At 66.4% G+C, this 25814-nt stretch carries 25 protein-coding genes and 1 tRNA gene; 19 read left to right on the top strand and 7 right to left on the bottom strand.

Translation table 11 applies throughout. The annotated features are described in order from the left end of the window. Positions 1–34: 34 nt before the first annotated feature. Together JWP90_RS01720 and JWP90_RS01715 are read left to right on the top strand one after the other, a co-directional pair. Positions 35–3469 (top strand): hypothetical protein, encoded by a 3435-nt coding sequence (locus JWP90_RS01720; protein ID WP_297358945.1) that lies wholly within the window; start codon positions 35–37, stop codon positions 3467–3469. Between the two features lie 17 nt (positions 3470–3486). Further along, complete coding sequence (locus tag JWP90_RS01715) at positions 3487–5994, top strand: glycoside hydrolase family 3 C-terminal domain-containing protein (RefSeq protein ID WP_297358943.1); 2508 nt, start codon at positions 3487–3489, stop codon at positions 5992–5994. Here JWP90_RS01715 and JWP90_RS01710 read toward each other — a convergent pair. The 3 genes from JWP90_RS01710 to JWP90_RS01700 all read right to left on the bottom strand — a co-directional run bounded on the left by JWP90_RS01710 (position 5991) and on the right by JWP90_RS01700 (position 8089). Further along, the gene (locus JWP90_RS01710) at positions 5991–6305 is read right to left on the bottom strand and encodes a hypothetical protein (RefSeq protein WP_297358941.1); all 315 of its coding nucleotides are present in this window, start codon (positions 6303–6305) and stop codon (positions 5991–5993) included. The two genes, JWP90_RS01715 and JWP90_RS01710, sit on opposite strands and share 4 nt — an antisense overlap. Positions 6306–6377: 72 nt before the next feature. Then, positions 6378–6569, bottom strand: a complete 192-nt coding sequence (locus JWP90_RS01705; protein ID WP_297358939.1) for a hypothetical protein — start codon at positions 6567–6569, stop codon at positions 6378–6380. A gap of 95 nt (positions 6570–6664) precedes the next feature. Continuing rightward, the gene (locus JWP90_RS01700; protein WP_297358936.1) at positions 6665–8089 is read right to left on the bottom strand and encodes an NAD(P)/FAD-dependent oxidoreductase; all 1425 of its coding nucleotides are present in this window, start codon (positions 8087–8089) and stop codon (positions 6665–6667) included. Positions 8090–8360: 271 nt separating this feature from the next. Here JWP90_RS01700 and JWP90_RS01695 point away from each other — a divergent pair. The 6 genes from JWP90_RS01695 to JWP90_RS01670 all read left to right on the top strand — a co-directional run bounded on the left by JWP90_RS01695 (position 8361) and on the right by JWP90_RS01670 (position 11903). Next, positions 8361–8433, top strand: a tRNA-Trp gene (locus JWP90_RS01695). A 50-nt stretch (positions 8434–8483) separates the two neighbouring features. Next, complete coding sequence (gene secE, locus JWP90_RS01690; RefSeq protein WP_297358934.1) at positions 8484–8759, top strand: preprotein translocase subunit SecE; 276 nt, start codon at positions 8484–8486, stop codon at positions 8757–8759. Positions 8760–8842: 83 nt separating this feature from the next. Further along, positions 8843–9829 carry a transcription termination/antitermination protein NusG gene (gene nusG / locus JWP90_RS01685; protein WP_297358932.1) on the top strand — a complete coding sequence of 329 codons (987 nt, stop codon included), beginning with the start codon at positions 8843–8845 and terminating at the stop codon, positions 9827–9829. 88 nt (positions 9830–9917) lie between these two features. Continuing rightward, positions 9918–10349, top strand: coding sequence for a 50S ribosomal protein L11 (gene rplK, locus JWP90_RS01680; protein WP_121674022.1), 432 nt, complete (start codon positions 9918–9920; stop codon positions 10347–10349). Positions 10350–10548: 199 nt separating this feature from the next. After that, positions 10549–11238 (top strand): 50S ribosomal protein L1, encoded by a 690-nt coding sequence (gene rplA, locus JWP90_RS01675; RefSeq protein WP_297358927.1) that lies wholly within the window; start codon positions 10549–10551, stop codon positions 11236–11238. A gap of 134 nt (positions 11239–11372) precedes the next feature. Continuing rightward, positions 11373–11903 carry a GNAT family N-acetyltransferase gene (locus tag JWP90_RS01670; RefSeq protein WP_297358925.1) on the top strand — a complete coding sequence of 177 codons (531 nt, stop codon included), beginning with the start codon at positions 11373–11375 and terminating at the stop codon, positions 11901–11903. 188 nt (positions 11904–12091) lie between these two features. Here JWP90_RS01670 and JWP90_RS01665 read toward each other — a convergent pair whose 3' ends face one another. The 3 genes from JWP90_RS01665 to JWP90_RS01655 all read right to left on the bottom strand — a co-directional run bounded on the left by JWP90_RS01665 (position 12092) and on the right by JWP90_RS01655 (position 14196). Then, positions 12092–13099 carry an NADP-dependent oxidoreductase gene (locus tag JWP90_RS01665; protein ID WP_297358923.1) on the bottom strand — a complete coding sequence of 336 codons (1008 nt, stop codon included), beginning with the start codon at positions 13097–13099 and terminating at the stop codon, positions 12092–12094. A 131-nt stretch (positions 13100–13230) separates the two neighbouring features. After that, entirely contained in the window at positions 13231–13860 is a 630-nt protein-coding gene (locus JWP90_RS01660; protein ID WP_297358921.1) for a YqaJ viral recombinase family protein, read from the bottom strand. A 75-nt stretch (positions 13861–13935) separates the two neighbouring features. Beyond that, entirely contained in the window at positions 13936–14196 is a 261-nt protein-coding gene (locus JWP90_RS01655) for a thioredoxin family protein (RefSeq protein WP_297358919.1), read from the bottom strand. 68 nt (positions 14197–14264) lie between these two features. Here JWP90_RS01655 and JWP90_RS01650 point away from each other — a divergent pair, with 68 nt between their 5' ends. The 11 genes from JWP90_RS01650 to rplL all read left to right on the top strand — a co-directional run bounded on the left by JWP90_RS01650 (position 14265) and on the right by rplL (position 24522). Further along, positions 14265–15104, top strand: coding sequence for an NAD(P)-dependent oxidoreductase (locus JWP90_RS01650; RefSeq protein ID WP_297358917.1), 840 nt, complete (start codon positions 14265–14267; stop codon positions 15102–15104). Between the two features lie 89 nt (positions 15105–15193). Beyond that, entirely contained in the window at positions 15194–16030 is an 837-nt protein-coding gene (locus JWP90_RS01645; protein WP_297358915.1) for an IclR family transcriptional regulator, read from the top strand. A gap of 123 nt (positions 16031–16153) precedes the next feature. After that, positions 16154–16927, top strand: a complete 774-nt coding sequence (gene pcaH / locus JWP90_RS01640; RefSeq protein WP_297358913.1) for a protocatechuate 3,4-dioxygenase subunit beta — start codon at positions 16154–16156, stop codon at positions 16925–16927. Then, positions 16920–17477 (top strand): protocatechuate 3,4-dioxygenase subunit alpha, encoded by a 558-nt coding sequence (pcaG, locus tag JWP90_RS01635; protein WP_297358912.1) that lies wholly within the window; start codon positions 16920–16922, stop codon positions 17475–17477. The genes pcaH and pcaG overlap by 8 nt, the downstream gene beginning before the upstream one ends. Further along, positions 17470–18972 (top strand): lyase family protein, encoded by a 1503-nt coding sequence (locus tag JWP90_RS01630; RefSeq protein WP_297358910.1) that lies wholly within the window; start codon positions 17470–17472, stop codon positions 18970–18972. Before pcaG ends, JWP90_RS01630 begins: the two co-directional genes overlap by 8 nt. After that, a complete protein-coding gene (locus tag JWP90_RS01625; RefSeq protein ID WP_297358908.1) occupies positions 18969–20150 on the top strand; it encodes an alpha/beta fold hydrolase in 1182 nt (393 codons plus the stop codon). The genes JWP90_RS01630 and JWP90_RS01625 overlap by 4 nt, the downstream gene beginning before the upstream one ends. A 206-nt stretch (positions 20151–20356) precedes the next feature. Further along, positions 20357–21115 carry a response regulator transcription factor gene (locus JWP90_RS01620; protein WP_297358906.1) on the top strand — a complete coding sequence of 253 codons (759 nt, stop codon included), beginning with the start codon at positions 20357–20359 and terminating at the stop codon, positions 21113–21115. Beyond that, on the top strand, positions 21112–22593 hold the full coding sequence (locus tag JWP90_RS01615; protein WP_297358904.1) for an ATP-binding protein: 1482 nt from the start codon (positions 21112–21114) through the stop codon (positions 22591–22593). The genes JWP90_RS01620 and JWP90_RS01615 overlap by 4 nt, the downstream gene beginning before the upstream one ends. Positions 22594–22635: 42 nt before the next feature. Then, positions 22636–23298, top strand: a complete 663-nt coding sequence (locus JWP90_RS01610) for an HAD family hydrolase (RefSeq protein ID WP_297358902.1) — start codon at positions 22636–22638, stop codon at positions 23296–23298. A gap of 271 nt (positions 23299–23569) precedes the next feature. Then, positions 23570–24085 carry a 50S ribosomal protein L10 gene (rplJ, locus tag JWP90_RS01605; protein ID WP_297358900.1) on the top strand — a complete coding sequence of 172 codons (516 nt, stop codon included), beginning with the start codon at positions 23570–23572 and terminating at the stop codon, positions 24083–24085. Between the two features lie 53 nt (positions 24086–24138). Beyond that, complete coding sequence (gene rplL / locus JWP90_RS01600; protein ID WP_297358897.1) at positions 24139–24522, top strand: 50S ribosomal protein L7/L12; 384 nt, start codon at positions 24139–24141, stop codon at positions 24520–24522. Positions 24523–24648: 126 nt separating this feature from the next. Here rplL and JWP90_RS01595 read toward each other — a convergent pair whose 3' ends face one another. Next, positions 24649–25674 (bottom strand): LacI family DNA-binding transcriptional regulator, encoded by a 1026-nt coding sequence (locus JWP90_RS01595; RefSeq protein WP_297358895.1) that lies wholly within the window; start codon positions 25672–25674, stop codon positions 24649–24651. Positions 25675–25814: the final 140 nt, after the last annotated feature.

Here is a 25814-nt window from a genome sequence, read left to right as displayed (position 1 = left end):
GGTAGCCACTGTCCTGCCTGCCGAGCGCCGCCCCATGAGACTTTCGCCGGCGGCGGTGCTCGAGGCGGGGACCACCCGTATCGAGCTGTCGGCGGCCGGTGACGTGCGCGCCATCACTCACGGGGAGTCGATGCTGGTCAACCAGTATGTGCCGAGCGGGCACGACGCCATGGTCGGCGGCGTCTTCCTACGCCGTCACGGCCTGGACGCCTCGGGTGTTCGCATGGTCGAGGGGGTGCCGCTCGTCGGCGGACGCTCGGCCGGGGACTTCACTGCGGAGCCGGCCGGCGCCCGCTGGTCAGGTCAGACGCTCGGGGCTCGCTACGCGGTGACCCTGACCCTCGACCCGCACGGTGACGTCTGGGTGTGGCGGGTGGACCTCGAGGCCGTTGGGCCCGCGTCGGCGGACGCCGTCTACGACGTCGTCTTCGCCCAGGACCTGGCCCTTGTACCGGTCTCGACGGCCGTCAACAACGAGCCATACGTGAGTCAGTACGTCGTGCACCACGTGCTCAACGACGCACGGGCGGGGGCCGTCATCGCGAGCCGGCAAACCATGGCGACCGCGCCAGTGCTGCCACTCGCGGTGACCGCTCTCGTCGAGGGGGCACGCGCGCACCTCACCGACGGGTTCTCCTTCTACGGGCTCGACGCGAAGGTCGACGGCCGCGCCCACAGCCTGGACGTGCCTGACTGGGACTCGCTCACCTATCAGTACGAGTTCGCTTTGCCGGTGCTGCTCGGCCCCGAGCTCGATCTCGCCGCCCCGCGCACCGTGCACGCGGTGACAGCCGTCGTCGCGGACTACCGCGGAGAACTCGGTGACGCCCTCGACGCGGTGCCCGGGCTGTTCGATCGCGCGCTTCGGCTCGCCACCGATAGCGCACGCTCAGCCACAGTCGATGCTGCCCCGGCTGCCGAGTCACCCGCGTCGGCGCGCTCCCTGCTGGTATCGGCCCCGCTGCTGTCTGGCCGCGACCTCTCGGAACCCGAGCTCACTGAGCTCGGGACTGCGTCGGCGAGATCCGATGCGTCGTCCCGGGTCCTCCAGCCCGAGCGCGACGATGCCGGGCGCCTATTGTCCTTCTTCACGCCTGAGGCCACTCACGTCGTCAGCCGCGCGAAGGAGCTCGTTGTTGAGCGACCGCACGGGCACGTCCTCAAAGCCGGCTCCGACGTAACCCCGAACGATAACATCCTCTCCGCGACGGCCTACGCCTATGGGGTCTTCGCCTCGCACGTCGTCGTCGGGAACACGACCGCCAACCGCTTCATCTCCGTCCAGCGCAACCACCTCAACCTGCTGCGTTCCTCAGGGGTGCGGGCGCTCGTGCGCACGGGTGACCGGTGGCAGCTGCTCGGCGTGCCCTCGGCCCTCGTCCTTGACCTGGGCGGCGTCCGCTGGATCTACGCGACCGAGGACGGTCGTATCGAGGTGCGCACGACGGCGAGCCACGACGGCCGTGCCATCGAGGTTCGTATCCATTCCGAGCAGCCGCTCGACATCATCTTCACGGCGGACATCGAGCTCGGCGAGCAGTCCTGGACCGCTAGCCGAGCCCTCGGCGGCCGCGGGCTTGTCTATGCCGCGGACGCCGGGACCGACGTCGCCGAGCACTGTCCCGATCTCGTCTACGTGCTCGCAAGCGCCGCAGGGCGCCTCGGCGACGACGCGATTCTTTTCGCCGATGGCCGCTCCCGCGGCACGAGCCTGACGACGGTCGCTTTCGACGCGACCACATCGGCCTCGCTCGTGCTCTCGGGTGATCTCGGCGGCGCGGCGGACGCCCTCGCCAGCGCCGAGGCCGTGCTTATCAGCCCGCTTGACGTCGACGCCGAGCTCGCGGCGCACCGAGGTTACATCGCCGACTTCACGCGCAACCTGCGGGTCGAGGGTGATGGTCGCCTCGCCGAGGCCAACCTTCTGCTGCCGTGGTTCACGCAGAACGCACTGGTGCACTTTCTCGTGCCGCACGGCCTCGAGCAGTACTCAGGCGCAGCCTGGGGCACGCGTGATGTCTGCCAGGGACCGCTCGAGCTCAACCTCGCGTTCGGTCACTTCGACACGGCGGGCGACATCGTCCGCCGGGTGTTCGCCCAGCAGATCCCCGACGGCACGCTGCCGCAGTGGTTCATGTTCGACGCCTACCGCGAGCGGTATTCCGACGAGGCCCACGGCGACGTCGTCGTCTGGCCCCTCATGGCGCTCGGGGAGTACCTGGCTGCGACCGGCGACGCGACGATTCTCGACGTGGAGGTGCCGTTCTGGGACGGCGAGCTGCGCCGCCCGGGCACCGTGGCGGTGCCCATCGCTGACCACGTGCGCGCCTCCCTGGATTACATCCGCAGCCACCGCGCCCCCGGGACCGAGCTGCTCTCCTACGGTGAGGGCGACTGGGACGACACCCTCCAGCCTGCCCAGGCCTCGATGAGCCGTGAGATGGCCTCCGCCTGGACCATCGCCCTGCTGTTCCAGGCGGCCAGCACCCTCGGTGCTGCGCTGCGCGGGACCGCGCACGACGCGCTCGCAGCCGACCTCCTGGCCGAGGCGACGACGATCGCGGCCGAGTTCACCGAGCGTCTCGTCATCGACGATGTGCTCGCCGGCTACGTCGTCTTCACCCCCGAGGGGCCGTGGCCCGTGCTGCATCCCAGCGACGACCGGACCGGACTGTCGTACCGGCTCATTCCGATGACCCGGTCGATCATCGCCGGGCTGTTCACCCCGGAGCAGGTGCAGCGTCACGAAAACCTCGTCGAGGAGCACCTGCACTTCCCCGACGGCGTCCGCCTCATGGACCGGCCCGCGCCCTTCCACGACGGACAGACGCGATTCTTTCGGCGTGGGGAACAGGCGGCGAATTTCGGCCGTGAGGTTGGGCTCATGTACACCCATGCCCACATCCGCTACACGCAGGCCCTCGCGACGCTGGGCCGTGAGCGGCTCGTCACCGAGCTGCTCAGGATCAGCCCGGTCGGCCAGTTCGAGCGACTGAGCACGAGCATTCCGCGCCAGCGCAACTGCTACTACTCTTCCTCCGACGCGGCCTTCAGCGACCGATACGACGCTGCCGCCAATTTCGACCGGCTGCGGGACGGCACGGTCGGGGTCAAGGGCGGATGGCGCGTTTACTCGAGCGGCCCGGGCATCTACCTGCGCCAGCTGGTGCAGGGAGCGCTCGGCCTCGTCGAGCAGGCCGGCGCGGTGGTCATCGACCCGGTCCTCGCCCTCGAGGACGACGGCCTCACGATCACCATCGACCTTGCCGGCGAGCGTCGCACGGTGCGTTTTCACGTCGAGCCCGGCAGTTCGGGCGTCCACGTGATGGCCGACGGAGCGCCCCTCGCCGGGGTCGAGACGACGGCGCACTACCGCCGTGGCGGTCTGTCCCTCGCGGTCGCCGACCTTGTCGGCATTTCGGTACTCGATGTCCACGTCGGCGTCGACCGCAGCACGCTCGACGCCTGACCATGGAAAATCGTCTGGTGAATTCGCCGTCGGCCAGCCCCGCCCCGTCGCTTGCGGCAGGTGAGCAGGAGCTGGCGCAGGCGTCCACGAGCCTGATCGACACAGACACCTTCGTTGATCCGGAGCTCGCCGCGCTGTGCCGTGAGTCCGCAGCCGATGGGGCGGTCCTGCTCCGCAACGACGGGACCCTGCCGCTGCGCGGAGGATCGCGCGTCGCGCTCTTCGGACGGGTCCAGATCGATTACTTCGCGGTCGGCTACGGCTCAGGTGGGGACGTCAACGCCCCGTACTCCTGGAATCTTCTCGACGCACTGCGCGACGGCGGTCAGGTCTCGGTCGACGCAGAACTCGCCGCGACCTACACCCGCTGGTGCGAGGAGAACTCGCCCGACGAGGGCACCTGGGGTAACTGGCCGCGCTACTTCGAGGAGATGCCCCTGGACGCCGGCACCGCTCGGGCCGCCGCAACCCGGGCGGACGTCGCCGTAATCGTCCTGGGGCGCGCCGCAGGGGAGGCGCGAGAGAACACCCTGACCCAAGGCAGCTACTACCTCACGGACGCCGAGAAGGGCCTGCTGGACGCGGTCACCTCAACCTTCACGAGCACCGTCATCGTGCTCGACTGCGGGAACATCATCGATCTCGCGTGGCTGGACGAGTACGGCGAAGCAATCTCCTCGGTGCTCTACGCCTGGCAGGGCGGCATGGAGGGCGCGCGCGCCATCGCGGACGTGCTGACCGGGGCGCAGGTGCCTGGTGGCCGGCTCACCGACACCATCGCACGCCACTACACCGACTACCCGAGCGCGGTGAACTTCGGCGGACTCGAGCACAACAACTACGCGGAGGACATTTACGTCGGCTACCGGTACTTCGAAACCTTCGCCCCCGACACGGTACTCTTCCCCTTCGGGTTCGGCCTCGGGTACTCCAAGCTCGATATGGTGCCCACGGCCCACGTCGACGGCGAGGAGGTCACGGTGACCGCTCGCGTGAGCAACGCCGGGACGGAGCACCCGGGCGCTGAGGTCATCCAGGTGTACGTCCAGGCACCGGACGGCAAGCTCGGCAAGCCTGCCCGGACGCTGGCGTCCTTCGCGAAGTCGCGACGGCTGGCCCCGGGCGAGAACGAGTCCTTGCACTTGACCTTCCCGATCGCCTCTCTGGCCTCTTACGACGACTCGGGGGTGACCGGCCACCGGTCCGCCTACGTCCTTGAGGCGGGTGTTTACACGGTCTTCGCAGGCACCGACGTGCGCGCGGCGACCGAGGTCGCCACGTTCACGCTCCGCGAACTGCGCGTCGTCGAACAGCTGACCGAGGCGTGCGCACCGGCCGCCGCTCACCCCTTCCAACGGATGATTCTCGACCGCGATGACGCCGGTCGCGCCGTCATCGGTTGGCAGGACGTGCCCACGCGTGAGGTCTCGCGTCGCGAGCGGCTCCAGGCGCGCCGGGTTCCGGCGCTGGAGCCGACCGGTGGCCAGGGCGTCACTCTGGTCGACGTGTCCGAAGGAACAGCGACGCTCAACGAGTTCGTAGCCCAGCTCTCCCATGAGGAACTGGAAGCGCTAACCCGAGGTGACGTAATCATGAACAGCCCGCTCGGGACGCCGGGAAACGCTGGCGTGTTCGGCGGCATCACCGCGTCGCTGCGCGCCAAGGGTGTGCCTCCCATTACGACGACGGACGGCCCCTCAGGTATTCGGCTGTCGGCTTATGCTTCGCTCCTACCGTGCGGGGCGGCACTCGCCTCGACCTGGAACACCCCGCTTGTGCGTCGACTTGCGGCGCGCCATGGTGCGGAGATGGTCCGCAAAGGCACCCACGTGCTGCTCAGCCCGGGGATGAACATCCATCGTGACCCTCTGTGCGGGCGGAACTTCGAGTACTTCTCCGAGGACCCGCTGGTCACCGGGCTCGTCGCGGCCGCAATCGTGGCTGGCGTCCAGGAAGCGGGAGTGGCGGCCTGTCCGAAACACTTCGCGTGTAACAACCAGGAGACCAACCGGAATGTCAACGACTCGAGGGTCTCGGAGCGGGCTCTGCGAGAGATCTACCTGCGAGGGTTTCAGATCTGCCTCGCCCAGGCGCGCCCGTACACCCTCATGACGTCGTACAACAAGATCAACGGCGTGTGGTCGCACTATAACGACGAACTATGCACGACGATCCTTCGCGAGGAGTGGGGCTTTGAGGGAACGGTGATCACCGACTGGTGGATGCAGCGTGCCGGCGACCCGGACTTTCCGGCTTTGGCCGACGACGCCTACCGGGTCCGCGCGCAGGTCGACGTCTTCATGCCTGGCGGATGGTTCGACCACGTCAACGGCGATTTTGACGCCTCAGCGGCATCGTCCCTGCTAGATTCGCTCGCCCGCCCGGACGGCATCACCCTCGGTGAGGTCCAGCGCACTGCCCGAACCGTCTTGCAGCTCGTCCTGGCGCTGCCCGCACTGAAAGGGGAGATTCTCAGGAACTCGCGGGAGAGGAGCCCGTGTGGCAGAGCGGACTCACGAAGTTAGGGTGTTCCTCTGTGCCGCGACGTCAACTCGCAGGGACACTCCGAGCAATTCAGTGTGTCGAACGAAGCAGCGTCATCGCTCATGGTGGAAGTATGCTCCCAGCCACGTTCAACGCGCTCCCTTCCGAGCGAACGCGGACCGTTGAACAGGCCAACGAGCCACGGGACGGCGGAGATGAGTCCGACCTGGCAGCCGACGTCCTGCCCGATCAGGCCGGAGGCCTGCTCCGGCAGGTAGAAGGTGGTGCCGTGAACCGCGATCTGGAGGCAGAAGCAGATGAGGGTGAGGTACCAGATCTTCCAGCTGCCCATGACCTTCCACACGCCGGTGGGTCGTCCTCTGTGCGGACCTTGTCTTCCCTGGCCATCACCTCCGCCAGGGTTTCACAGGAGGGGTGGTTGCGGCCGGGCGGCATGACGCTCTTGCGCTGCAGGTGAACGGAGGGGACCGACACCGTGCGGCTTGGCGATGGAAAGGGAACTCGCCCGGCGGGAGGGTTCGAGATCGGCGGGACGGACGTGGCTGGCGGCGAGTTCCTCGAGTGAGAAGCTGACGTCGGCGACCTGGGCGAACATGTCGTCCCTCGGCCGGAGCGTCGTGCATGGCCTGGCCCTGCTTGTCCACCGGCGGGAAAGCGTGAAGACACGTGGCGATCGGCCAGGCCTGGCGTTCAGCCGAGCGGGCGACCGTATTCCTCGAGAAGTCGCAGCCAGATCTCATTCACCGTCGGGTAGGCGGGCACGGCATGCCACAGACGGTCGAGCGGCACTTCTCCAACGACGGCGATCGTTGCCGCCTGCAGCAGTTCGCTGACGTCCGGGCCGACGAAGGTCACGCCGAGGACAACCTTCCGTTGTTCGTCGACGACCATGCGCGCTCTTCCCTCGTACCGGTCAGCGCGAAGACTCGCCCCAGCGACCTGACCGATCTGGTAGTCCACCGAGCGCACCTTGTAGCCGGCCGCGCGTGCCGAGGCATCCGTCAGTCCGACCGACGCCACCTCGGGCTCGGTGAAGGTCACCTGCGGGACGGCTTCGTGGTCTGCCGTGGCGACGTGGGCGCCCCACGGCTCATCCAGGACCGTCGCCCCTGCCGCACGTGCGGCGATCACGTCGCCGGCAGCCCTCCCCTGGTATTTCCCCTGATGGGTGAGGAGAGCGCGGTGGGTGACATCACCTGCCGCATAGAGCCAGTCGAAGCCGCGGACGAGCATGGTGTCGTCCGTGTCGATCCAGTCGCCCGGTGTGAGGCCGACGGTCTCGAGGCCGAGATCTGTGGTGCGCGGGATGCGCCCCGTTGCGACGAGCACTTGCTCGGCGGTGATCGACTGCCCATCGCCCGTCTCGACCGTCACGCACGAAGCCGAGCGATTCACCCTCGCGGTTTCGGTGTGGAGCAACACGGTTACTCCCTGCTTGCGGAGTGCGTCTGCGACGAGTTCACCGGCGAACGGCTCCATGCCGCCGAGCAACCCGCTTCGCGCGATCACCGTCACCGCGGCCCCGAACCCTGCAAACGCCGTTGCCATCTCTGCGGCGACCACGCCTCCGCCGAGAATCACCAGGCTCGCTGGGATCGTTTTCGTGCTGGTAGCCTCCCGGCTCGTCCACGGTGCAGCATCACGGAGCCCGTCGATGTGGGGGACGAGTGCGTTCGACCCGGTGGCGATGGCTACAGCATGCCTCGCGGTCAACACGCTCGTGTTGCCGTCCTCACCGGTCACGGTCACCTCGCGGGGAGCGGTGATGCGGCCGTGGCCCCGCACGAGGTTGATGCCGGCGCTGTCGAGCCACTTGACCTGGCCGACATCCGACCAGTGGGAAGTGAATGAGTCGCGGCGCGCCAGGACGGCGGGGACGTCCAGCGTGCCAGTCACGGCCTCCGCAGCGCCAGGGACACGCTGGGCACCCAGGAGCGCCTGGGCAGAGCGAAGGAGGGCCTTCGACGGCATGCAGGCCCAGTAGGAGCACTCCCCGCCAACCAGTTCGTCCTCGACGATCACGGTGGTCAGCCCGCCCTGCACGGCACGGTCAGCAAGGTTCTCGCCGGTGGCGCCCCCGCCAAGGACGATGAGGTCGTATTCGGTGGAGGTCATTCGTGCCGCCTTTCGGTTCGCTGCATTCGCCCGCTGACTCGACCATATGTCGCGGGTATCCTGGTGGCCAGTCGCCGCAGGAAATGGATGACCCGCGGCCCGGATGTCGTCGGCTTGGCGGAGCCATGATCGCCCTGTACACTTGTCCAGGTAGTTGAAGTCTGCCAAGCTTTTTTGCGCCTATTTTCTTCGATCCTTCCCGGATTTTCGATTTGCAAGCGAGATGGAGCGCGTCAGATTTCAGTGTCCTGACCGGGGAATGTCCGGTCCTAGGGCGGTGGCTCAATTGGTAGAGCAGCGGTCTCCAAAACCGCAGGTTGCAGGTTCGAGTCCTGTCCGCCCTGCGCGTCGGTAGTGAATTCATGAAGTGCCGACACACGAAAGGTGTAACCAGGTGGCCCGAAACGTGATCGACGAACCGAACGAGGAGATCGTCGCAGCAGCAAAGAAGGACCGTGCGGCCAAGCGCGGACCCTTTGCCGGGATCATCCTGTTCCTGAAGCAGGTCATCGCTGAGCTCAAGAAGGTCGTCACACCGACCCGAAAAGAGCTGTTCAGCTACACCGGCGTCGTTCTCGTGTTCGTCGTGATCATGATGGCTCTGGTGTACGGCCTTGACCAGTTGTTCGGCTGGATCGTCGTCTTCGTCTTCGGGACGCCCGCCGCCTAACGGCTCTGGCATCCGATCTGAGGATCGACAACACGAACGGTGGCCTCCACGGCCACACCACAAGCAAAAGGAATGAGATTTAGGTGTCTGAGAGAAATCTGGACGACGTCGACTGGGCAACTGCCGCAGAGCAGTCCAGCGAGGACGACGAAGCACAGGAAGGCAACGTGCTGGCCGCCGAGGAGCACTCGGTCGAGCCCGCCGAGCACGAGGCCCTGCACGTCGAAGACTCGAACGACGTCGTCGACCTTGACGCCGTCCTCGACGCCCTGGCTGAGGTCAACGACCCCGAGGCGGACGCGGTCGTCGATGACGCCCTGGAGATCGACGAAGCTGCCGAGGTCGAAGCCGCAGCGCTCGCCATCGGTGACGAGAACGAAGTAGAGCAGGAAGAAGCCGACTCCGAGGCGGACGTCACCCCGTACGACGGGGAAGAGCCCGAAGCGGCTGACGTCGACCCGTACGACGCTTTCCGTGCCGAGCTTCGCACCCTGCCTGGCAAGTGGTTCGTCATCCACTCGTACGCCGGGTTCGAGCGCAAGGTCAAGGCCAACATCGAACAGCGCAAGGGTTCGCTCGACGTCGCCGACTTCATCTACCAGGTCGAAGTTCCGATGGAAGATGTCGTCGAGATCAAGAACGGCCAGCGCAAGATGGTCACCCGCGTACGCATCCCCGGATACGTTCTCGTGCGGATGGACCTCAACGAGGACTCCTGGTCTGTCGTGCGCCACACCCCGGGTGTCACCGGGTTCGTCGGCAACGCGCACAACCCGACGCCGCTCCGTGCCGAAGAGGCCTTCAACATGTTGAAGAGCCTCGTCGAGGTCAAGGACACCACCCCGGCGAAGTCCGGTGGCGGCAAGGGTGGCCAGACCGCTCGTGCCATCCCCGCCGAGGTCGACTTCGAGATCGGCGAAACGATCACCATCAAGGAAGGCTCGTTCGCAGGCCTTCCCGGTTCGATCAGCGAGATCAAGCCGGAGAGCGGCAAGCTCACCGTGCTCGTCTCCCTGTTCGAGCGCGAGACCCCCGTCGAGCTCAGCTTCGACCAGGTCACCAAGCTCTAGATTTCCCATCCCACCGCGGCCCAACCGGGTCGGCGGGAGAGCATCCGTCATTCGGCGGGAGCTCGAAACCCAATAAGAAGGAAGAAACATGGCACCGAAGAAGAAGGTTACTGGTCTGATCAAACTTCAGATCAAGGCCGGCGCCGCCAACCCCGCCCCGCCCATCGGCCCGGCACTGGGTCAGCACGGCGTGAACATCATGGAATTCTGCAAGGCGTACAACGCCCAGACGGAAGCCCAGCGCGGAAACGTCATCCCGGTGGAGATCACCGTCTACGAGGACCGTTCGTTCACGTTCATCCTCAAGACCCCACCGGCCGCTGAGCTCATCAAGAAAGCCGCAGGCGTTGCGAAGGGTTCAGGAACCCCCCACACCGTCAAGGTTGCGAAGCTCACCAAGGACCAGGTCCGCGAGATCGCCGAAGTGAAGATGGCCGATCTCAACGCGAACGACATCGAGGCTGCCTCGAAGATCATCGCCGGAACCGCCCGTTCCATGGGAATCACCACCGAGGCGTAAGCCTTTCCCGGTCTCGAGCACCGCTCGCGGCCTCAGGACACCAGCACCGCTCGTGGCCTTTAGGATTTCGACTGATTCGCCCAGCGTGGCGAATCGCTCAATCTCCTCCAGTTGCGAGCTTCGCTCGCAGCTTCCAGATTTATTCGTGGCAGCGCCGGCCAGGCGCAGATGACCACATTCTCGAATTGGAGAAATTCACATGGCACAGAAGTCAAAGGCCTACCGGGCCGCCGCCGAGAAAATCGGCACTGACAAGGTTTACTCGGCACAGGAAGCCGTCTCTCTTGCTAAAGAGACCGGCTCGGCCAAGTTCGACTCCACCGTTGAGGTCGCCCTCAAGCTCGGTGTCGACCCCCGCAAGGCTGACCAGATGGTCCGCGGTACCGTGATTCTTCCTCACGGCACCGGGAAGACCGCCCGCGTCATCGTCTTCGCAACGGGCCCGGCAGCAGAAGCCGCTATCGCGGCCGGCGCTGACGAGGTCGGTGGCGACGAGCTCATCGAGAAGGTGGCCGCCGGCTACACCTCGTTCGACTCGGCCGTCTCGACCCCGGAGCTCATGGGCAAGGTCGGTCGTCTCGGTAAGGTCCTCGGACCCCGCGGCCTCATGCCGAACCCGAAGACCGGCACCGTGACCCCCGACGTCGCGAAGGCTGTCTCCGAGATCAAGGGTGGAAAGATCGAGTTCCGCGTCGACAAGCACTCCAACGTGCACTTCGTCGTCGGCAAGGCCTCGTTCGCTCCCGAGCAGCTGACCGAGAACATCCACTCCGCTCTCGAGGAGATCAACCGTCTCAAGCCGTCCTCCTCGAAGGGCCGCTACATCCTCAAGGGCACCGTCTCGACGACGTTCGGTCCTGGCATCCCGATGGACATCAACGCCATCTAGTTCTCTGCACGTTCGAAAGGCCCCGCGGTTCTCCGTGGGGCCTTTTCGCATGCCGGGGCTTCCACGCGTCATCTCTGCACCCGTTGGACCGGAACAGGTGATCTCGTGGGTGCCGCTGCCAATAAGCTGGGCCTGTGACAGCTACCGTGCGACAGGCCATCAGTGCGGATGCCGCAGGTCTGGCAGCGCTGGCTGAGGTCACGTTCCCGCTGGCCTGCCCGCCCGGAAGCGCACCAGAGGCGATCGCCGAGTTCATCGCCACCCACCTCAGCGTGGAACGGTTCACCGAGTACCTCGCGGATCCACGCCGTCTCCTGACCGTGGCGGAAGAGGAAACCGGGTTGTGCGGTTACACGATGCTGATCACGGGGGATCCGAGCGACAACGATGTGGCCGCAGCCATCGGCATCCGACCCACGATCGAGCTCAGCAAGGTCTATGTGCTGCCCGGCTCCCACGGTAGGGGAGTCGCAGCGCCCCTGATGCTGGCGACGCTTGACGCCGCCCATGGCACCGGAGCGGTCGGGATCTGGCTCGGTGTGAACCAGCGGAATGCCCGAGCCGTGCGTTTCTACGAGAAGAACGGCTTCATCATCGTCGGCGAGAAGACCTTCTCGCTCGGGCCTGAGTTGCACTCGGACTTCGTCATGGAGCGGGCACTGTAGCTCCTGCGGTGTGCCGAACGGTGACCCCCCAGATCCCGACGGCGGACGCCAGGAAGATGGTCCCGAGCAGTACCCAACCGGGCGTGCCGAGGCTCAGCGTCCACGTCACGACGAGCGGTGCCGCCCTGGCGCCGAGCGAGAAGCCGTCCTGCGGAGCGAACTCGGCCAGGCGCTCCTGGGCGGCCCGGTCAGCGGCCAGGTACGGTGAGGACGATCTTGCCCCGCGTGTGTCCTGACTCGACCGCGCGGTGGGCGTCGGACACGTCAGCGAGGTCGAAGACCTGATCGACGAACACCCGCACGTCGCCAGACTCGAGCAGCCGGCTGATCGTCGAAAGCGTGTCCCCATCCGGCGCAACCTTGTAGGTGGTCGCTCGCACGCCGGCGGCCGCTGCCTCATCGAGGAAGGTCGGCCAACTGCCCGTCGGAGCGTTCACGATCAGGCCGCCTGGGTTCAGGGTGGACAGTGACCTGGACCCGGTCTCGTCGTGCACGTTGCCGATCAGGTCGATGACGACGTCGATGTTCGTGGCCACATCCTCGAATCGAGTCGTCGAGTAGTCCACGACCTCGGCCGCCCCGAGTTTGCGGAGCCAGTCCTGGTTGAGGGTGGAGCCGGTGGCGATGACGTGGGCGCCGAAATAGCGCGCGAATTGCACGGCGAAGTGGCCGACCCCGCCGCTTCCTGCGTGGACGAGCATCCGCTGGCCCTGGTGCGCCTTCGCGACCTCGACGACCATGCCCCACGCTGTCAGGGCGGCGAGGGGAACCCCGGCGGCCTCGACGTGGGAGAGGCTGGACGGCTTGCGGGCGAGAGACAGGCTCGACACGGCGATGTACTCGGCGTAGGTCCCTGGCTGGCGGGGCACGGGAACCATCCCGTAGACCTCGGTGCCGGGGGAGAGCGGGTGCGCTTCGTACGGTGACTTCACGACGATGCCGCTGAAGTCGCTGCCGAGAATGGCCGGGTACCGGAGTCCCGATGACACACCCTTGCCGGCCCGGGTCTTCGCATCGATGGGGTTGACGCCCGCAGCGATCACCTTGACAACGAACTCGGAGGTGAACGAGGCAGGTACTGGCACGGTATCCAGCCGGAACACGTCGGCGTCGCCTGGGTTGTCGATCACCGCAGCGAGCATCGTGTCGGGAACCGTGAGGTCGTCTGCATCATCTGAGAACGCGTTCGTCGTCATACCCCGAGTCTGCCACGCCAGCCACACACCTTCACGCATGAGAGCCCCCGATCGCCGATGCCATCGCCCCAGTCAAGCTGCGGAATGCGTCGTCCGTGTTACAGCGTCGTTCCGGTCGGGAACGAATCAGATCAGGGGATGTCGTGCGGGTCGTCGTGGACGAGGTAGCGCGACGGGCGGGTGGTTCTGCGGTGCAGCTCGTCGATCAGGTTGTTGGCGAGGCCGACCAGCTTGCTGATCTCCTTCTCATCCCGGTCGACCCAGCGGCAGCGCGGCTCATCATCGACTGGGACGAAGTTCGTGTGTTCCTCCCACACGACGAGGGTGCGTTCGGCGCCGAGCACGTACTGCTGCCACCAGATCTGTCGCAGGTAGTTGCGAGGGACGGAGCGCCACGCTTTCGTCGTCGTCTTGATCTCGGCGAGCACGAGCGCGCCCGATGACGTCAGCGCAAGACCGTCCGGAGTAGCAAGGTGGCGTCGCTCGATCTCGGCATGGAACAACGCCGACGAGGGGGCTATGCCGTGTGTCGCGGCCACCCACCGGGCGATCTCTGGCTCCCGGACACGCCCATGGTCGGTGTACGCGTTGCCCGAGAAACCTGAACCGCCGCCGAGCTTCTCCGTAGCGACCGCGTCGATTGCCGCCGGACCCGACAGCCGTGCCACATCCGTTGCGGTGATTCCGCGTGAACGCGCACGCAGCCAGGCGACCCGATCCGTCGAATCGGCGACGAGTCGGTCGAGGTAGGTGGAAGGCACCCCTCTATTCTGCCCCGCGACCAGCGACACGCCCGCCAGCGCCGACCGTCGGCGCGTCCGGCGCTCGGAAAGGTCCTAGAGTGCCTTCGCCGCCGCGGTGAGCACCTGGTTCAGGGTGGGAACGCCAACAGCGCGGAAAACCTCGATGCCCGCGTCATCGAGAACGACGACGGTCGGGGTCATCCGGATGCCGTCATCGGCTGCCAGTACGTTCTCCCTGGCCACGTCCCGCTCGATCACCGTCGCCTGCGGAACCAGCCGCGCGGCGTCCGACAGCACCGATCGTGCCTGGGCGCATGGGGCGCAGAACGCCGAGGTGTAAAGAACAAGTTGCATGATTCAAGCCAACCACGCCCGGCGCAATCCCATTTCCCTCGTCGAGCGGTATAGGTCAGACTGGCGCCATGAGAATCGCAGTCACCGGAGGATCAGGCAAGCTCGGCAGGACCGTTGTGCGGGAGCTCCGCAACGCGGAACATGATGTCGTCAACCTCGACGTCGCCGGTGAGAGGGGCCGGAACTTCGTGCGCATCGATCTCACCGATTACGGGCAGACTCTCGACGCACTGCTGGGGGTGGACGGCCAGAGCGGCGGGTTCGACGCGGTTGTGCACCTGGCGGCAATTCCCGCCCCGGGTCTCACGAGCAACGTAGCGACGTTCTCGAACAACATGCAGGCGACCTACAACGTCTTCGCGGCGGCGATCAGGGCAGGCATCCGCAATGTCGTGTACGCGTCGAGCGAGACCGTGCTCGGTCTCCCGTTCGACGTGCCGCCGCCATACATCCCGGTCGATGAGGAGTACCCGGCTCGCCCGGAGAGCACATATTCCCTCGTCAAGCACCTCGAGGAGCAGATGGCCATCGAACTCGTGCGCTGGCATCCCGACCTGAAGATCGTCGCGCTCCGCTTCTCGAACGTCATGGACGAGGAAGACTACGCCCAGTTCCCGTCGTGGGATGCCGACGCGAACGAACGCAAGTGGAACCTGTGGAGTTACATCGACGCCCGTGACGGCGCGCAGGCGGTGCTCCGCGCGCTCGAACAGGAGGACGTCGGCTTCGACCGGTTCATCATCGCGGCGGCCGACACGGTGTCTGCCCGCCCGAACGCCGAGCTCCTCGCCGCAGCGTTCCCCGATGTGCCGGTGACCAGGGACGTTGGCACGCATGAAACCCTGCTCTCGATCGACAAGGCCCGCCGGATCCTCGATTACTCGCCCAAACATTCCTGGCGGGACTGAGCCACCAGTTGCCGGGTCTGCGGGGAATCCGGGCCCCTGCGACAACCTCCCAACGTCAGTAACCCGCGCGTGTTGTAGCGTGAGCACGGATGTCAGGAAAGCCGGCGCGGGCCAGATTCACCGAGCAGCAAGCCGAGGGCGAACTCTCGCCCCCGGTCGATGACCGCAGCGTCGCTGCCCGGCTGTTCGCCATCCTCGACGCCTTTACCGCACCCACCCAGGCCTCATCGCTCACTCTCACGGCAATCGCCGACCGGGCGGGGCTCCCGCTCTCAACCACACACAGGATGGTTGCCGAATGGGTGTCATGGGGCGGCCTTGCCCGGCAGGAGGACGGCCGGTACTCGCTGGGGATGCGGCTGTGGGAGGTCGGAGTGCAGACGCCGACGGCGCGGAATCTGCGCACCATCGCCCTGCCGTACCTGGAGGACCTGTACGAGTCCTCCCGTGAGCATGTCCACCTCGCGATTCTCGACGGGCGAGACGCCCTCTACCTCGAGAAGCTGTCCGGCCACCACGCGGTTCGCGTGATCTCACGCGTCGGAGGCCGCTTGCCCCTGCACTCGACGGGGGTCGGCCTGGTACTGCTCGCCTACGCCCCGAACGACCTGATCGACGCATACCTGTCCGAGTCGCTGGACAAATACCTGCCGGGCACCGTGACCTCGCCGGGCGAACTGCGCAAGCGTCTCGCCGGCATCCGCGCGCACGGTGTTGCGGTCATGTCGGAGGAGATGACGGCAGGCTCCAGCTCCCTCGCCGCCCCCATCAGGGATCGCACCGGTCTCGTCGTGGCTGCCGTGTCGATCGTCACCCGGACCAACCCCCAAGCTCCCCGCGGACCGCACCCGGCGCATGAACAGGCGGTGCGGGCGGCCGCCCACGGGGTCAGCCGTGCTCTCGGTTACCGCCGCTCCGAGGCCTAGTATTCTTCCACTCAGTGGAATACGCGTTGGGAATGGCGCCCCCGGCTTCCAGACTGATGCCATCACCCGGTTCGCGGCCCACCCGTGCGCTCGAATCGCCCGTTATGCAGCGAAAGACCCACCATGACAGTGAACACCCAAGACGAGATCACCGACGAGATCCTCGCCATCGAAGCGGATGCGCGCAGGGCGGTCGAGGCCGGCGGAGCGCCAGAGTTGCATCCTCGCCGCGACTACGCCCCGTACCGAAGCTCGCTGCTTCGCCACCCGACTCACGAGCTCGTGCGAGTGGACCCTGAGGAGATCGAGCGGGTCTCCCCGGCGTTCGGGCACACCGATGTGAGTCCCCTCGAGAGCGACCTCACCATCGCGCACTCCGCTGAACCGCTCGGGGAGCGCATCACGGTCAGCGGCCGGGTGCTCGACGGGGAGGGTCGCCCGGTCCGCAACCAGCTGGTCGAGATCTGGCAGGCGAACGCCGCCGGGCGGTACGTGCACAAACGTGACCAGCATCCGGCGCCGCTCGACCCGAACTTCACCGGGGTCGGCCGCGTAATCACCGGCGACGACGGTGGATACAGTTTCCGGACGATCAAACCGGGCCCATACCCATGGCGCAACCACCTCAACGCCTGGCGGCCGGCACACATCCACTTCTCGTTGTTCGGCAACGCGTTCACGCAGCGTCTGGTGACCCAGATGTACTTCCCCAGCGACCCGCTGTTCGCTCTCGACCCGATCTACCAGTCCATCGCCGACCCGGCCGCTCGCCAGCGACTCATCGGGACGTACGACCACGACCTCAGCGTGCCCGAGTACTCCCTCGGCTACCGCTGGGACATCGTCCTGACCGGCCCGAAGTCCACCTGGATGGAAAGTGAAGACGCGCATGAGTGATGGCAGGCAGACCCCGTCGCAGACCGTCGGGCCGTTCTTCGGCTACGCCCTGCCATACGAGAAGGGGTGGGAACTGGTCCCACCGCACCACCCGGAGGCCATCCGCGTCCACGGAACCGTGTTCGACGGGAACGGCGACGTCGTCCCCGACGCCATCCTCGAAATCTGGCAGGCCGACTCGGCCGGCGTGATGAGCAGCAAGCGCGGCAGCCTCAAGCCCGACGGTTACGCCTTCACCGGTTTCGGTCGAGCCAGCGTCGACCTGGCCGGACACTACGCGTTCACAACGGTGAAGCCGGGAGCCACCTCCGCCGCCGCGGCCCCGTCCGTCCTCGTCACGGTTTTCGCCCGCGGGCTGACCCACCATCTGTTCACGCGGGCGTATTTCCCCGAGGACGTCCAGGCTCACAGCACGGACACCGTGCTCGCTGCGGTGCCGGCCGACCGGCGCTCGACTTTGTTGAGCGTCCCAGACGGGCCAGGGTCGTACCGCTTCGACATCCGCCTGCAGGGCGAACAGGAGACCGTGTTCCTGGAGTTCAATGAGTGAGCGGCGCGAAGGCGCGATTCCGGAGTCCACTCACCATGCGACGACCCCCGCCTTGCCCAGGTCGGCGTGGGATGCGGGGCTGCTGGAGCCCCTCGGTGTCGGCACGCGTGCCACCGAACTCACCAGCGACGCCGCCTGGCTGCAGGCAATGGTCGACGTCGAACTGGCTCTGACCCGGTCGCTGATCGATGCGAGACTCGCGCCGGAGTGGATGGGCGACGTCTCTGACCGGGTGAAGGATGCCGCGTCGCTAGACCTTGCCGCCATCGCCGCCGAGGGGCGGGGAGGCGGGAACCCGGTGATCCCGCTGGTCAAGCACCTGGGCGCCGCGGCTGAGTCTGTGCGCGCCGGGTCTTCAGACCATATCCACGTCGGCGCGACCAGCCAGGACATCCTCGACACGGCGACGATGGTCATCGCCTCCCGGGTAGCCGGGGAGGTTCGTCGGCAGCTCGCTGCGCTCGCCGACGCTCTGGCAGGCCTCGCCGATTCGCACCGCAGCACGGTGATGGCGGGGCGTACCCTCGGACAACAGGCTTCGCCGACGAGCTTCGGCCTGCTCGCGGCCGGCTGGCTCGATGCCGTCCTCCGTGCCGGTGAGCGACTCGACGCCGCTCGCGCTGCCCTGCCTGTGCAACTGGGAGGAGCCGTCGGTAACCTCGCCGTGCTCACCGACATCGTGAGAGCCCGGCGTGCGGAGACCGAGCCGAACGCTGTCGTGGGCGACGTGCTTGCCGGTTTTGCTGCCAGGCTCGGTCTCGCGGAACCGGCGCTCAGCTGGCACACCGATCGTCTGGTCATCTCGGAGCTTGCGTCAGTGCTTGCCGGAGCGACGAGCGTCGCCGGCGCTTTCGCCCTCGACGTCACTGTGCTCGCCCGCACCGAAATCGCCGAAGTCGGTGAACTCCTGGGCAGTGGACAAGGCGGGTCGAGCGCGATGCCGCACAAGCGCAACCCGGTGACGGCTGTGCTCGTCGCCGCTGCAGCACGCCGCGTCCCCGGGCTGGTCGCCACACTGTACGGGAGCATGCTCGCCGAAGACCAGCGCCCGAGCGGGGCCTGGCATGCCGAGTGGCAGGCGTTGAGGGAACTCGAGCGACTCACCATCTCCGCCGTCACGGGGGCCGCTTCGCTCGCCGAACGCCTCATCGTCGACGACGACCGGATGCGTGCCAACCTCGACATCACCGATGGGCTCGTCTTCAGCGAACGGGTGACGACGATCCTGGCCGAAGCGCTGGGCAAGACGGCAGCATTCGACCTCGTCACCCGCGCGTCCTCCGAATCGGTCAACACGTCCCGTCCGTTGCAGGTCGTCCTGGCAGGGGCATTGGCCTCGACCGGTGCATCCGAGGATCTCCGCCGCCAGATCTGGGCGGCATTCGACTACTCCGGCGACCTCGGCCAGGCCGATGCGGGAATCGATCGGGTGCTGGAGAAATACCGCGGGCGTCGTGCCCGCACCGAGAACACAGAAAGCGGACACCCGTCATGACCCAACCCATCCTCCGTTGCCTCGTCGAGCCCGCCGCAACGGGGGAAGCGAACGGTCCGCTGATCGTGCTCGGGCCTTCTCTCGGGACCACCACCGCACTATGGGACGGCGTCGTTGGTGCTCTCGCGGCCCAGCACCGGGTGTTGCGGTTCGACCTGCCCGGGCACGGCATCAGCCCCGCAGCCGGCGAGCGTTTCACGGTCACGGAACTCGCGGCATCCGTGATCGCGGCCGTAGAAGCGGCAGGGGGAGGCTCGTTCCACTACGCAGGCATCTCGCTCGGCGGGGCCATTGGACTGGAACTCGCTCTGCGATACCCGGAGCGGGTGCTCAGCCTGGCCGTGGTCTGTTCCGCCGCCAGAATCGGGACGTCCGACAAGTGGCTGGAGCGGGCAGCGCAGGTTCGCGCAAGCGGCACACCCGCGCAGGTGCAGGGCAGTTCGGAGCGCTGGTTCGCGCCAGGCTTCCTCGACCGCAACCCCTCCGCCGGATCCACGGCGCTCGAAACTCTGATGGAGGTCGACGACGAGTCCTATGCGCTGGCCTGCCAGGCTCTCGCCGGCTTCGACCTCACGGATGCCGTCGGCCGCATCCGTTCGCGGACCCTGTGCGTCGCGGGGGAGTACGACGTGCCGACGCCGCCGACGCTGCTTGCTGACCTCGCCGCCGCCATCCCCGGTGCCCGCCAGGTGACGATCCCCGGTGTCGCTCATCTTCCGGCGTACGAGCGACCGGACGTTCTCTCCGCGCTCCTCCTCGAGAACATCGGTGCCGCCGCCCCTGAGTCCCGGACCGCCGCAGACGCATATGCGGCGGGTATGGTCGTCCGCCGCGCGGTGCTCGGCGACGCCCACGTCGACGCGGCAACCGCTGCCATCACACCAGAAACGGCGGCCTTCCAGGATTTCATCACCCGATACGCCTGGGGTGAGATCTGGGCGCGGCAGGGGCTGGATTTGCGCACCCGAAGCTTCCTGACCATCGCGGCTCTCGTGACCGGCGGCCACGAGCACGAGCTCGCCATGCATGTCCGAGCCGCGCTCACCAACGGGCTGACGCGGATGGAGATCAGTGAAGCCATCATGCACACGGCGATCTACGCCGGGCTGCCGGCGGCGAACTCGGCGCTCGGGATAGCACGCGACACGTTCGCGAAGCTGGACGCCGCAGGGTCCTGACCGGGGTTGCTTATCCGGCGCTGTTCCGGTGTCTCAGACAAGTGGTTGGAACGGTTAGCAGGAGATCGCACGATTATCAGGATGTTTTCGCAACTTCGGTCCTGATGAACGTGTGATCTCCTTCCGTGCGTGCGACCACGGAGCTTTTACAGGCCGAGGAGAGAATCTTCATAGGATCCTCATAGGCGGATGCCGATACTGGAAAGGTGAGTGCATTTGTCTCGTCGTCCCGGCCCGCAGCGTCCGTTCCCCTCCTGCGTGCCGATGGAAGCGCCGTGCGGGTCCTCGTCGTCGACGACGAACGAAGCCTCACCGACCTTCTCAAGATGGCCCTTCGCTACGAGGGTTGGGAGATCCGGACAGCGGAAACCGGCAGGCAGGCCCTCGACGCCGCCCGCGAGTTCCGCCCGGACGCCATCGTGCTGGACATCATGCTTCCCGATATCGACGGAATGACAGTGCTTCACCGGCTGAGGGCCGACGGGGATGACGTCCCTGTGCTTTTCCTCACTGCCAAGGACGCGCTCGACGACCGGATCGCCGGTCTGACCGCCGGCGGCGACGACTACGTGACCAAACCGTTCAGCCTGGAGGAGGTGGTTGCCCGCCTTCGCGGCTTGATCCGGCGTTCATCACTGAGCGGGGCATCCGACTCTCCGATCCTCTCGATCGGTGATCTCAGCCTCAACGAGGACAGTCACGAGGTTTCCCGCAGCGGCGTGCCGATCGAACTGACCGCGACCGAATACGAGCTCCTTCGCTTCCTGATGCGCAATCCCCGCCGGGTGCTCTCCAAAGCGCAAATCCTCGACCGGGTCTGGAGTTACGAGTTCGACGGCAAGCCGAGCGTCGTGGAGATCTACATCTCCTATCTGCGCAAGAAGATCGACGCCGGGCGCTCGCCCATGATTCACACGGTGCGCGGCGCCGGGTATCTGCTGAAGGTCGCCGAGGCGACGGGGTGAGCCGTTTGTCCCGGTGGACGCTGCGCAAGCGACTCGTGGTTGCCGTAGTCGCCCTGCTAGCACTCGCCGCTGTGATCATCGGGTCCGCGAGCGTCGTTAGCGTGCAGACCGTGCTGCTCGGCCGCGTCGACGCGCAGTTGACCGCAGCGACGACCCGGTCGTCGGGGGCTGTTGTGGAGCGGCCGGGCCGGGGCGGATTCCCACCGTCCTCGGAGCCCCCGGTTCCGGAATTTGTCGGTGTGCCCGGGCAATCCGCGGGGACGCTCGGGGCCATCATCGCCGGGGGAGCGGTGCGCTATGCCGGCTACCTCGGCGCCGCCGGCGACCTGCAGCCCCTGACAACCGGCCAGGTGTCGACCTTGCTCACCGTCGGGCTCGGCGGAGAGCCCGAGTCGATCGATCTCGGCGGAGATCTGGGCTCCTACCGTGTCGTCGCTGTCGAAACCGGCAACGGTGCCATGATCGTCGGTTTGCCTCTCGCCGACCTGGAATTCACACTGGGGCAGCTCATCGCGGGGATCAGCGGGATCGCCCTTGGCGTGCTCATCCTCGCGGGAACGGCGTCCTACTTCATTGTCAGGCTCGCCTTGCGCCCGCTCGACCGGGTTGCGAAAGCCGCGTCCGATGTCTCGGAGCTTCCGCTCGACCGCGGCGAGGTGGCCCTGGCCGTCCGGGTCTCCGATCACGATGCCGACCCGCATACCGAGGTGGGGCGGGTCGGCGCGTCGATCAACCGGATGCTCGGCCACGTCGCTGCAGCGCTTCACGCTCGCCAGGCGTCCGAAAACAAGGTCCGGACGTTCGTGTCGGATGCCAGCCACGAACTCCGTACCCCGCTGACCTCCATCCGCGGGTACGCCGAACTCACGCGACGATCAAACGAAGATTTGCCCGAAGACGCGACGTACGCCCTCGGGCGGATCGAGTCCGAGGCGATGCGGATGACGGCGATCGTCGAGGACCTGCTCCTTCTCGCGCGGCTCGACGAGGGTCGCGAGCTGGCGAAGGATCCGGTCGAACTTTCCGCGCTCCTCGCCTCCGCCGTCAACGACGCGCGCGCGGCGTCGGCCGACCACGAGTGGGTCCTCGCTCTCGAGGCGACGCCGGTCACCGTCATCGGGGACTCACAACGACTGATGCAGGTCGTGGCCAACCTGCTGGGGAACGCCCGTGTGCACACTCCACCGGGAAGCCGGGTGGTGGCCCGGCTGTCCGTCGTCGGCGACAACGCAGAGATCAGCGTGATCGACAACGGGCCCGGCATCGACCCTGAGGTCCTCAACCGGGTCTTCGAACGATTCGTGCGCGGCGACGCCTCCCGCCAGCGCGCTTCCGGTGGGACCGGGCTGGGGCTCGCGATCGTGGCCGGTGTGGCCGAGGCCCACGCGGGGGCGGTCGTGGTCGAGTCGGTACCCGGCCGCACAGAGTTTCGGGTCCTGCTTCCGCTGGCGGGCCCCATTGCTGAGGCGAGCCGCTGACCGAAGGTCTAGAGTAGCGGGCACACGAAGGAGCGTGAGGCCATGTCCCAGACGCCGCGAGCCGTCCTGTTCGATGTCGACGGCACTCTTGTCGACTCGAACTACCTGCACGTCGAGGCGTGGATGCACGCCTTCAGCGACGTCGGCGCTGACGTGTCGGCCTGGCGGGTGCACCGTGCCATCGGCCAGGACTCAGCACGGCTGCTTCGGGCCCTTCTCGGGGATGACGCGGACAAGCTCGGCGAACGCGCGAAGGAACTCCACTCCCGCTACTACAAGGAACTCGCCCCCCGACTGGTACCGCTCAACGGGGCGCGGGAGTTGCTGAGCGCTCTCAAGAACCAGGGCCGCACGCTCGTTCTCGCCACCTCCGCTCCCGAAGACGAACTGCAGCTGCTCACTGAGACGCTCGACAGCGACGACGTACTCGACGCGACGACGAACGCCGATGACGTCGACACGGCGAAACCCGATCCATCGATCGTCGAGGTCGCCCTCGAAAAAGCCGGCGTCGGCCCGGACGACGCCATCTTCGTCGGGGACACCGTCTGGGATTGCGTCGCCGCCTCGCGCGCGGGAGTCCGCACCATCGGCTTGCTCTGCGGCGGCTCTTCCTCCGCCGAACTCCGGTCGGCCGGTGCGATCGCCGTCTACGACGACCCTTCAGCGCTCCTCCGTGAGATTCACCTGAGCCCCCTCGCCTGAGCGGCCGTGTCGACGCGATTTGGCCCGAGGCGACGGATGCCATAAGCTGAGACAAAACCAAAGACCGCAGGTTTTCGGCGTGCGTGCGCAAGCGAGCATCCGATCGAAGGTTCTCAACTGAGACGACCCGCGCAGGTGGACGAAACATTTCCGAGATTTTCTCTCTGACTGCTCCGTGCGCTTGCGCCGGAGCTTTTCTTATTTCTGGGCCGACTGCCTCTTTGGCTCGTGCCGCTTCCGCGGTACGAGGAAGACTAATCAAGGAGTGGCTATGGCGAACAAGGAAGCCTCGGTTGCCGAACTCACGGAGAAATTCCAGAGCTCGACTGCCGTTCTGCTGACCGAGTACCGCGGCCTCACTGTTGCTCAGCTCAAGACGCTGCGCACCGACATCAGTGCAGACGCAACCTACGCCGTGGTGAAGAACACGCTGACCAAGATTGCCGCGAACAACGCGGGCATTTCGTCGTTTGACGAAGAGCTCGTCGGTCCGTCGGCGGTCGCATTCGTGCACGGAGACCCTGTCGCCGTTGCAAAGAGCCTGCGTGCCTTCTCCAAGGCAAACCCTCTCCTGGTGATCAAGGGCGGTTACTTTGACGGTAACCCTCTGACCGCCGCAGAGGTAGGCAAGCTCGCCGACCTCGAGTCCCGCGAAGTTCTGCTCGGCAAGCTTGCCGGCGCCTTCAAGGCCTCGCTGTTCGGAGCCGCATATCTGTTCAACGCACCGCTCTCGAAGGCCGTTCGCACGGTCGACGCGCTGCGTGAGAAGCAGGAGTCCGCTTCCTAGGTTTCAACCTGGGACAGCGGTGAGTAGACCAAGAAAATCTAGAGGAGAAAATCATGGCAAAGCTGTCAACTGAAGAGCTGCTTGAGCAGTTCAAGGGACTCACGCTCATCGAACTCAGCGAGTTCGTGAAGGCATTCGAGGAGACCTTCGAGGTCACCGCCGCAGCACCCGTTGCTGTTGCCGGACCGGCTGCTGCCGGTGGCGAGGCCGAAGAGGTCGAAGAGAAGGACTCCTTCGACGTCGTTCTCGAGTCTGTCGGAGACAAGAAGATCCAGGTCATCAAGGCCGTGCGCGAGCTCACCTCGCTGGGTCTCGGCGAGGCCAAGGCCGTCGTCGATGGCGCTCCGGGCAACGTCCTCGAGGGTGCAAACAAGGAAACCGCCGAGAAGGCAAAGACCGTCCTCGAAGAGGCTGGCGCAACCGTCGTTCTCAAGTAATTGACGCCCTTCGGGGCTTCAGCGTGAAACGGAACGCGCTACCGATTCGGTAGTCGATCGTGGGCGTCACCCCGTGCGGGGTGGCGCCCTTCGGCGTTTAACCGGATGCCGGCATCCGGTCGCCGCTCAGACGGCGTCTGCGTTCGCCCTCGCGTATGCCGTGCTTGCCCGCACAACCAGCCGGGCAGGCATGTCCACGACGTCGGCGGCCATCGCCTCTCCCGACACTGCAGCGAGAAGATCAGCCACCGCGGCCTGCCCCTGAGCGCGAGGTTTCTGCTCGATCGTCGTGAGCGAGAACATCTCCGCATACTCGTGGCCGTCGATACCGACGAGCGACAGGTCAGCGGGCACTCGCACGCCAAGCCGGCGCGCGGCGATCATCACTCCGATGGCGATCTCGTCACATGCGGCGAAGACAGCGGTCGGGCGCGAGCTTGGGTCGCTGAGCGAGTGCGCGCCAGCCTCGTAGCCGCCGGGCACGCTCATCGCCGTTTGCGCGAAGCTCAACTCGCTCTCGAGGCCCGCCTGGGTCATGGCGCCGACGTACCCTCTCAGTCGTCTTCCCTGCACACTCGCATCATCGTCCCCGGTGACCGGGCCGCCGATGTGCAGGATTCGGCGATGCCCCAGTCCCAGAAGGTGTTCGGTCGCCAGCCGCCCGGCGGCCGCATCGTCGATGGTCAGGGAACGCACGCCGGCGACGGGCGCGCCGACGCTCAGCAGCGGGATACCCAGCCGCAGCAAACGTTCCGTCTCTTCCGGCGTCGAATCGACGCCGATCGCGATCACCCCGTCGAATCGTTTGCGGGCGAGGAAGAAGTCGAACACCCGGTCGCGGTCGGCGGATCCCGGGTAGATGTTGTACAGGGTCATGTCGTACCCGCGGTTCAGCAGTGCTTGCTCGATGCCTTCGAGGATCTCGCCGAAGAACCAGCGATTGATGAAAGGGATGACCACGCCGATGTTCTTGGTCTGGCCGGTGACAAGGCTCGCGGCATTCGGCGAGGCGACGAAGCCGATCTCCTTCGCGGCGAGAACCACCCGTTGTCTGGTGGACTCGGCGACGTAGCCCTTGCCGGACAGCGCTCGGGAAGCGGTTGCCTTGGACACGCCAGCGCGCGCGGCGACGTCTGCGATCGCACTGCCCACGGTGGCCTCCCGACGTTGGGGGCGAGCCCGGCCCCCTCGGCCGAAACGCACTAAGGACAGAAGAATAGCAAAAGAGCGCCGCCTTATGGAACCGGTTACACATCTCTCGAGGCTCCATCTGCGACCGGGCTCTCATTCAC

This window comes from Mycetocola sp. (genome assembly GCF_025464835.1).
GTDB lineage: Bacteria > Actinomycetota > Actinomycetes > Actinomycetales > Microbacteriaceae > Mycetocola_A.
This window is presented reverse-complemented; position numbering and strand designations above follow the sequence as displayed.

Excerpts from the sequence above, each read along its gene's own strand:
- JWP90_RS01720 (WP_297358945.1), top strand. The coding sequence starts at position 35 with ATGAGACTTTCGCCGGCGGCGGTGCTCGAGGCGGGGACCACCCGTATC.
- JWP90_RS01710 (WP_297358941.1), bottom strand. The coding sequence starts at position 6,305 with ATGGGCAGCTGGAAGATCTGGTACCTCACCCTCATCTGCTTCTGCCTC.
- JWP90_RS01705 (WP_297358939.1), bottom strand. The coding sequence starts at position 6,569 with ATGTTCGCCCAGGTCGCCGACGTCAGCTTCTCACTCGAGGAACTCGCC.
- JWP90_RS01700 (WP_297358936.1), bottom strand. The coding sequence starts at position 8,089 with ATGACCTCCACCGAATACGACCTCATCGTCCTTGGCGGGGGCGCCACC.
- rplK (WP_121674022.1), top strand. The coding sequence starts at position 9,918 with ATGGCACCGAAGAAGAAGGTTACTGGTCTGATCAAACTTCAGATCAAG.
- rplA (WP_297358927.1), top strand. The coding sequence starts at position 10,549 with ATGGCACAGAAGTCAAAGGCCTACCGGGCCGCCGCCGAGAAAATCGGC.
- JWP90_RS01665 (WP_297358923.1), bottom strand. The coding sequence starts at position 13,099 with ATGACGACGAACGCGTTCTCAGATGATGCAGACGACCTCACGGTTCCC.
- JWP90_RS01655 (WP_297358919.1), bottom strand. The coding sequence starts at position 14,196 with ATGCAACTTGTTCTTTACACCTCGGCGTTCTGCGCCCCATGCGCCCAG.
- JWP90_RS01650 (WP_297358917.1), top strand. The coding sequence starts at position 14,265 with ATGAGAATCGCAGTCACCGGAGGATCAGGCAAGCTCGGCAGGACCGTT.
- JWP90_RS01645 (WP_297358915.1), top strand. The coding sequence starts at position 15,194 with ATGTCAGGAAAGCCGGCGCGGGCCAGATTCACCGAGCAGCAAGCCGAG.
- pcaH (WP_297358913.1), top strand. The coding sequence starts at position 16,154 with ATGACAGTGAACACCCAAGACGAGATCACCGACGAGATCCTCGCCATC.
- pcaG (WP_297358912.1), top strand. The coding sequence starts at position 16,920 with ATGAGTGATGGCAGGCAGACCCCGTCGCAGACCGTCGGGCCGTTCTTC.
- JWP90_RS01630 (WP_297358910.1), top strand. The coding sequence starts at position 17,470 with ATGAGTGAGCGGCGCGAAGGCGCGATTCCGGAGTCCACTCACCATGCG.
- JWP90_RS01625 (WP_297358908.1), top strand. The coding sequence starts at position 18,969 with ATGACCCAACCCATCCTCCGTTGCCTCGTCGAGCCCGCCGCAACGGGG.
- JWP90_RS01610 (WP_297358902.1), top strand. The coding sequence starts at position 22,636 with ATGTCCCAGACGCCGCGAGCCGTCCTGTTCGATGTCGACGGCACTCTT.
- rplJ (WP_297358900.1), top strand. The coding sequence starts at position 23,570 with ATGGCGAACAAGGAAGCCTCGGTTGCCGAACTCACGGAGAAATTCCAG.
- rplL (WP_297358897.1), top strand. The coding sequence starts at position 24,139 with ATGGCAAAGCTGTCAACTGAAGAGCTGCTTGAGCAGTTCAAGGGACTC.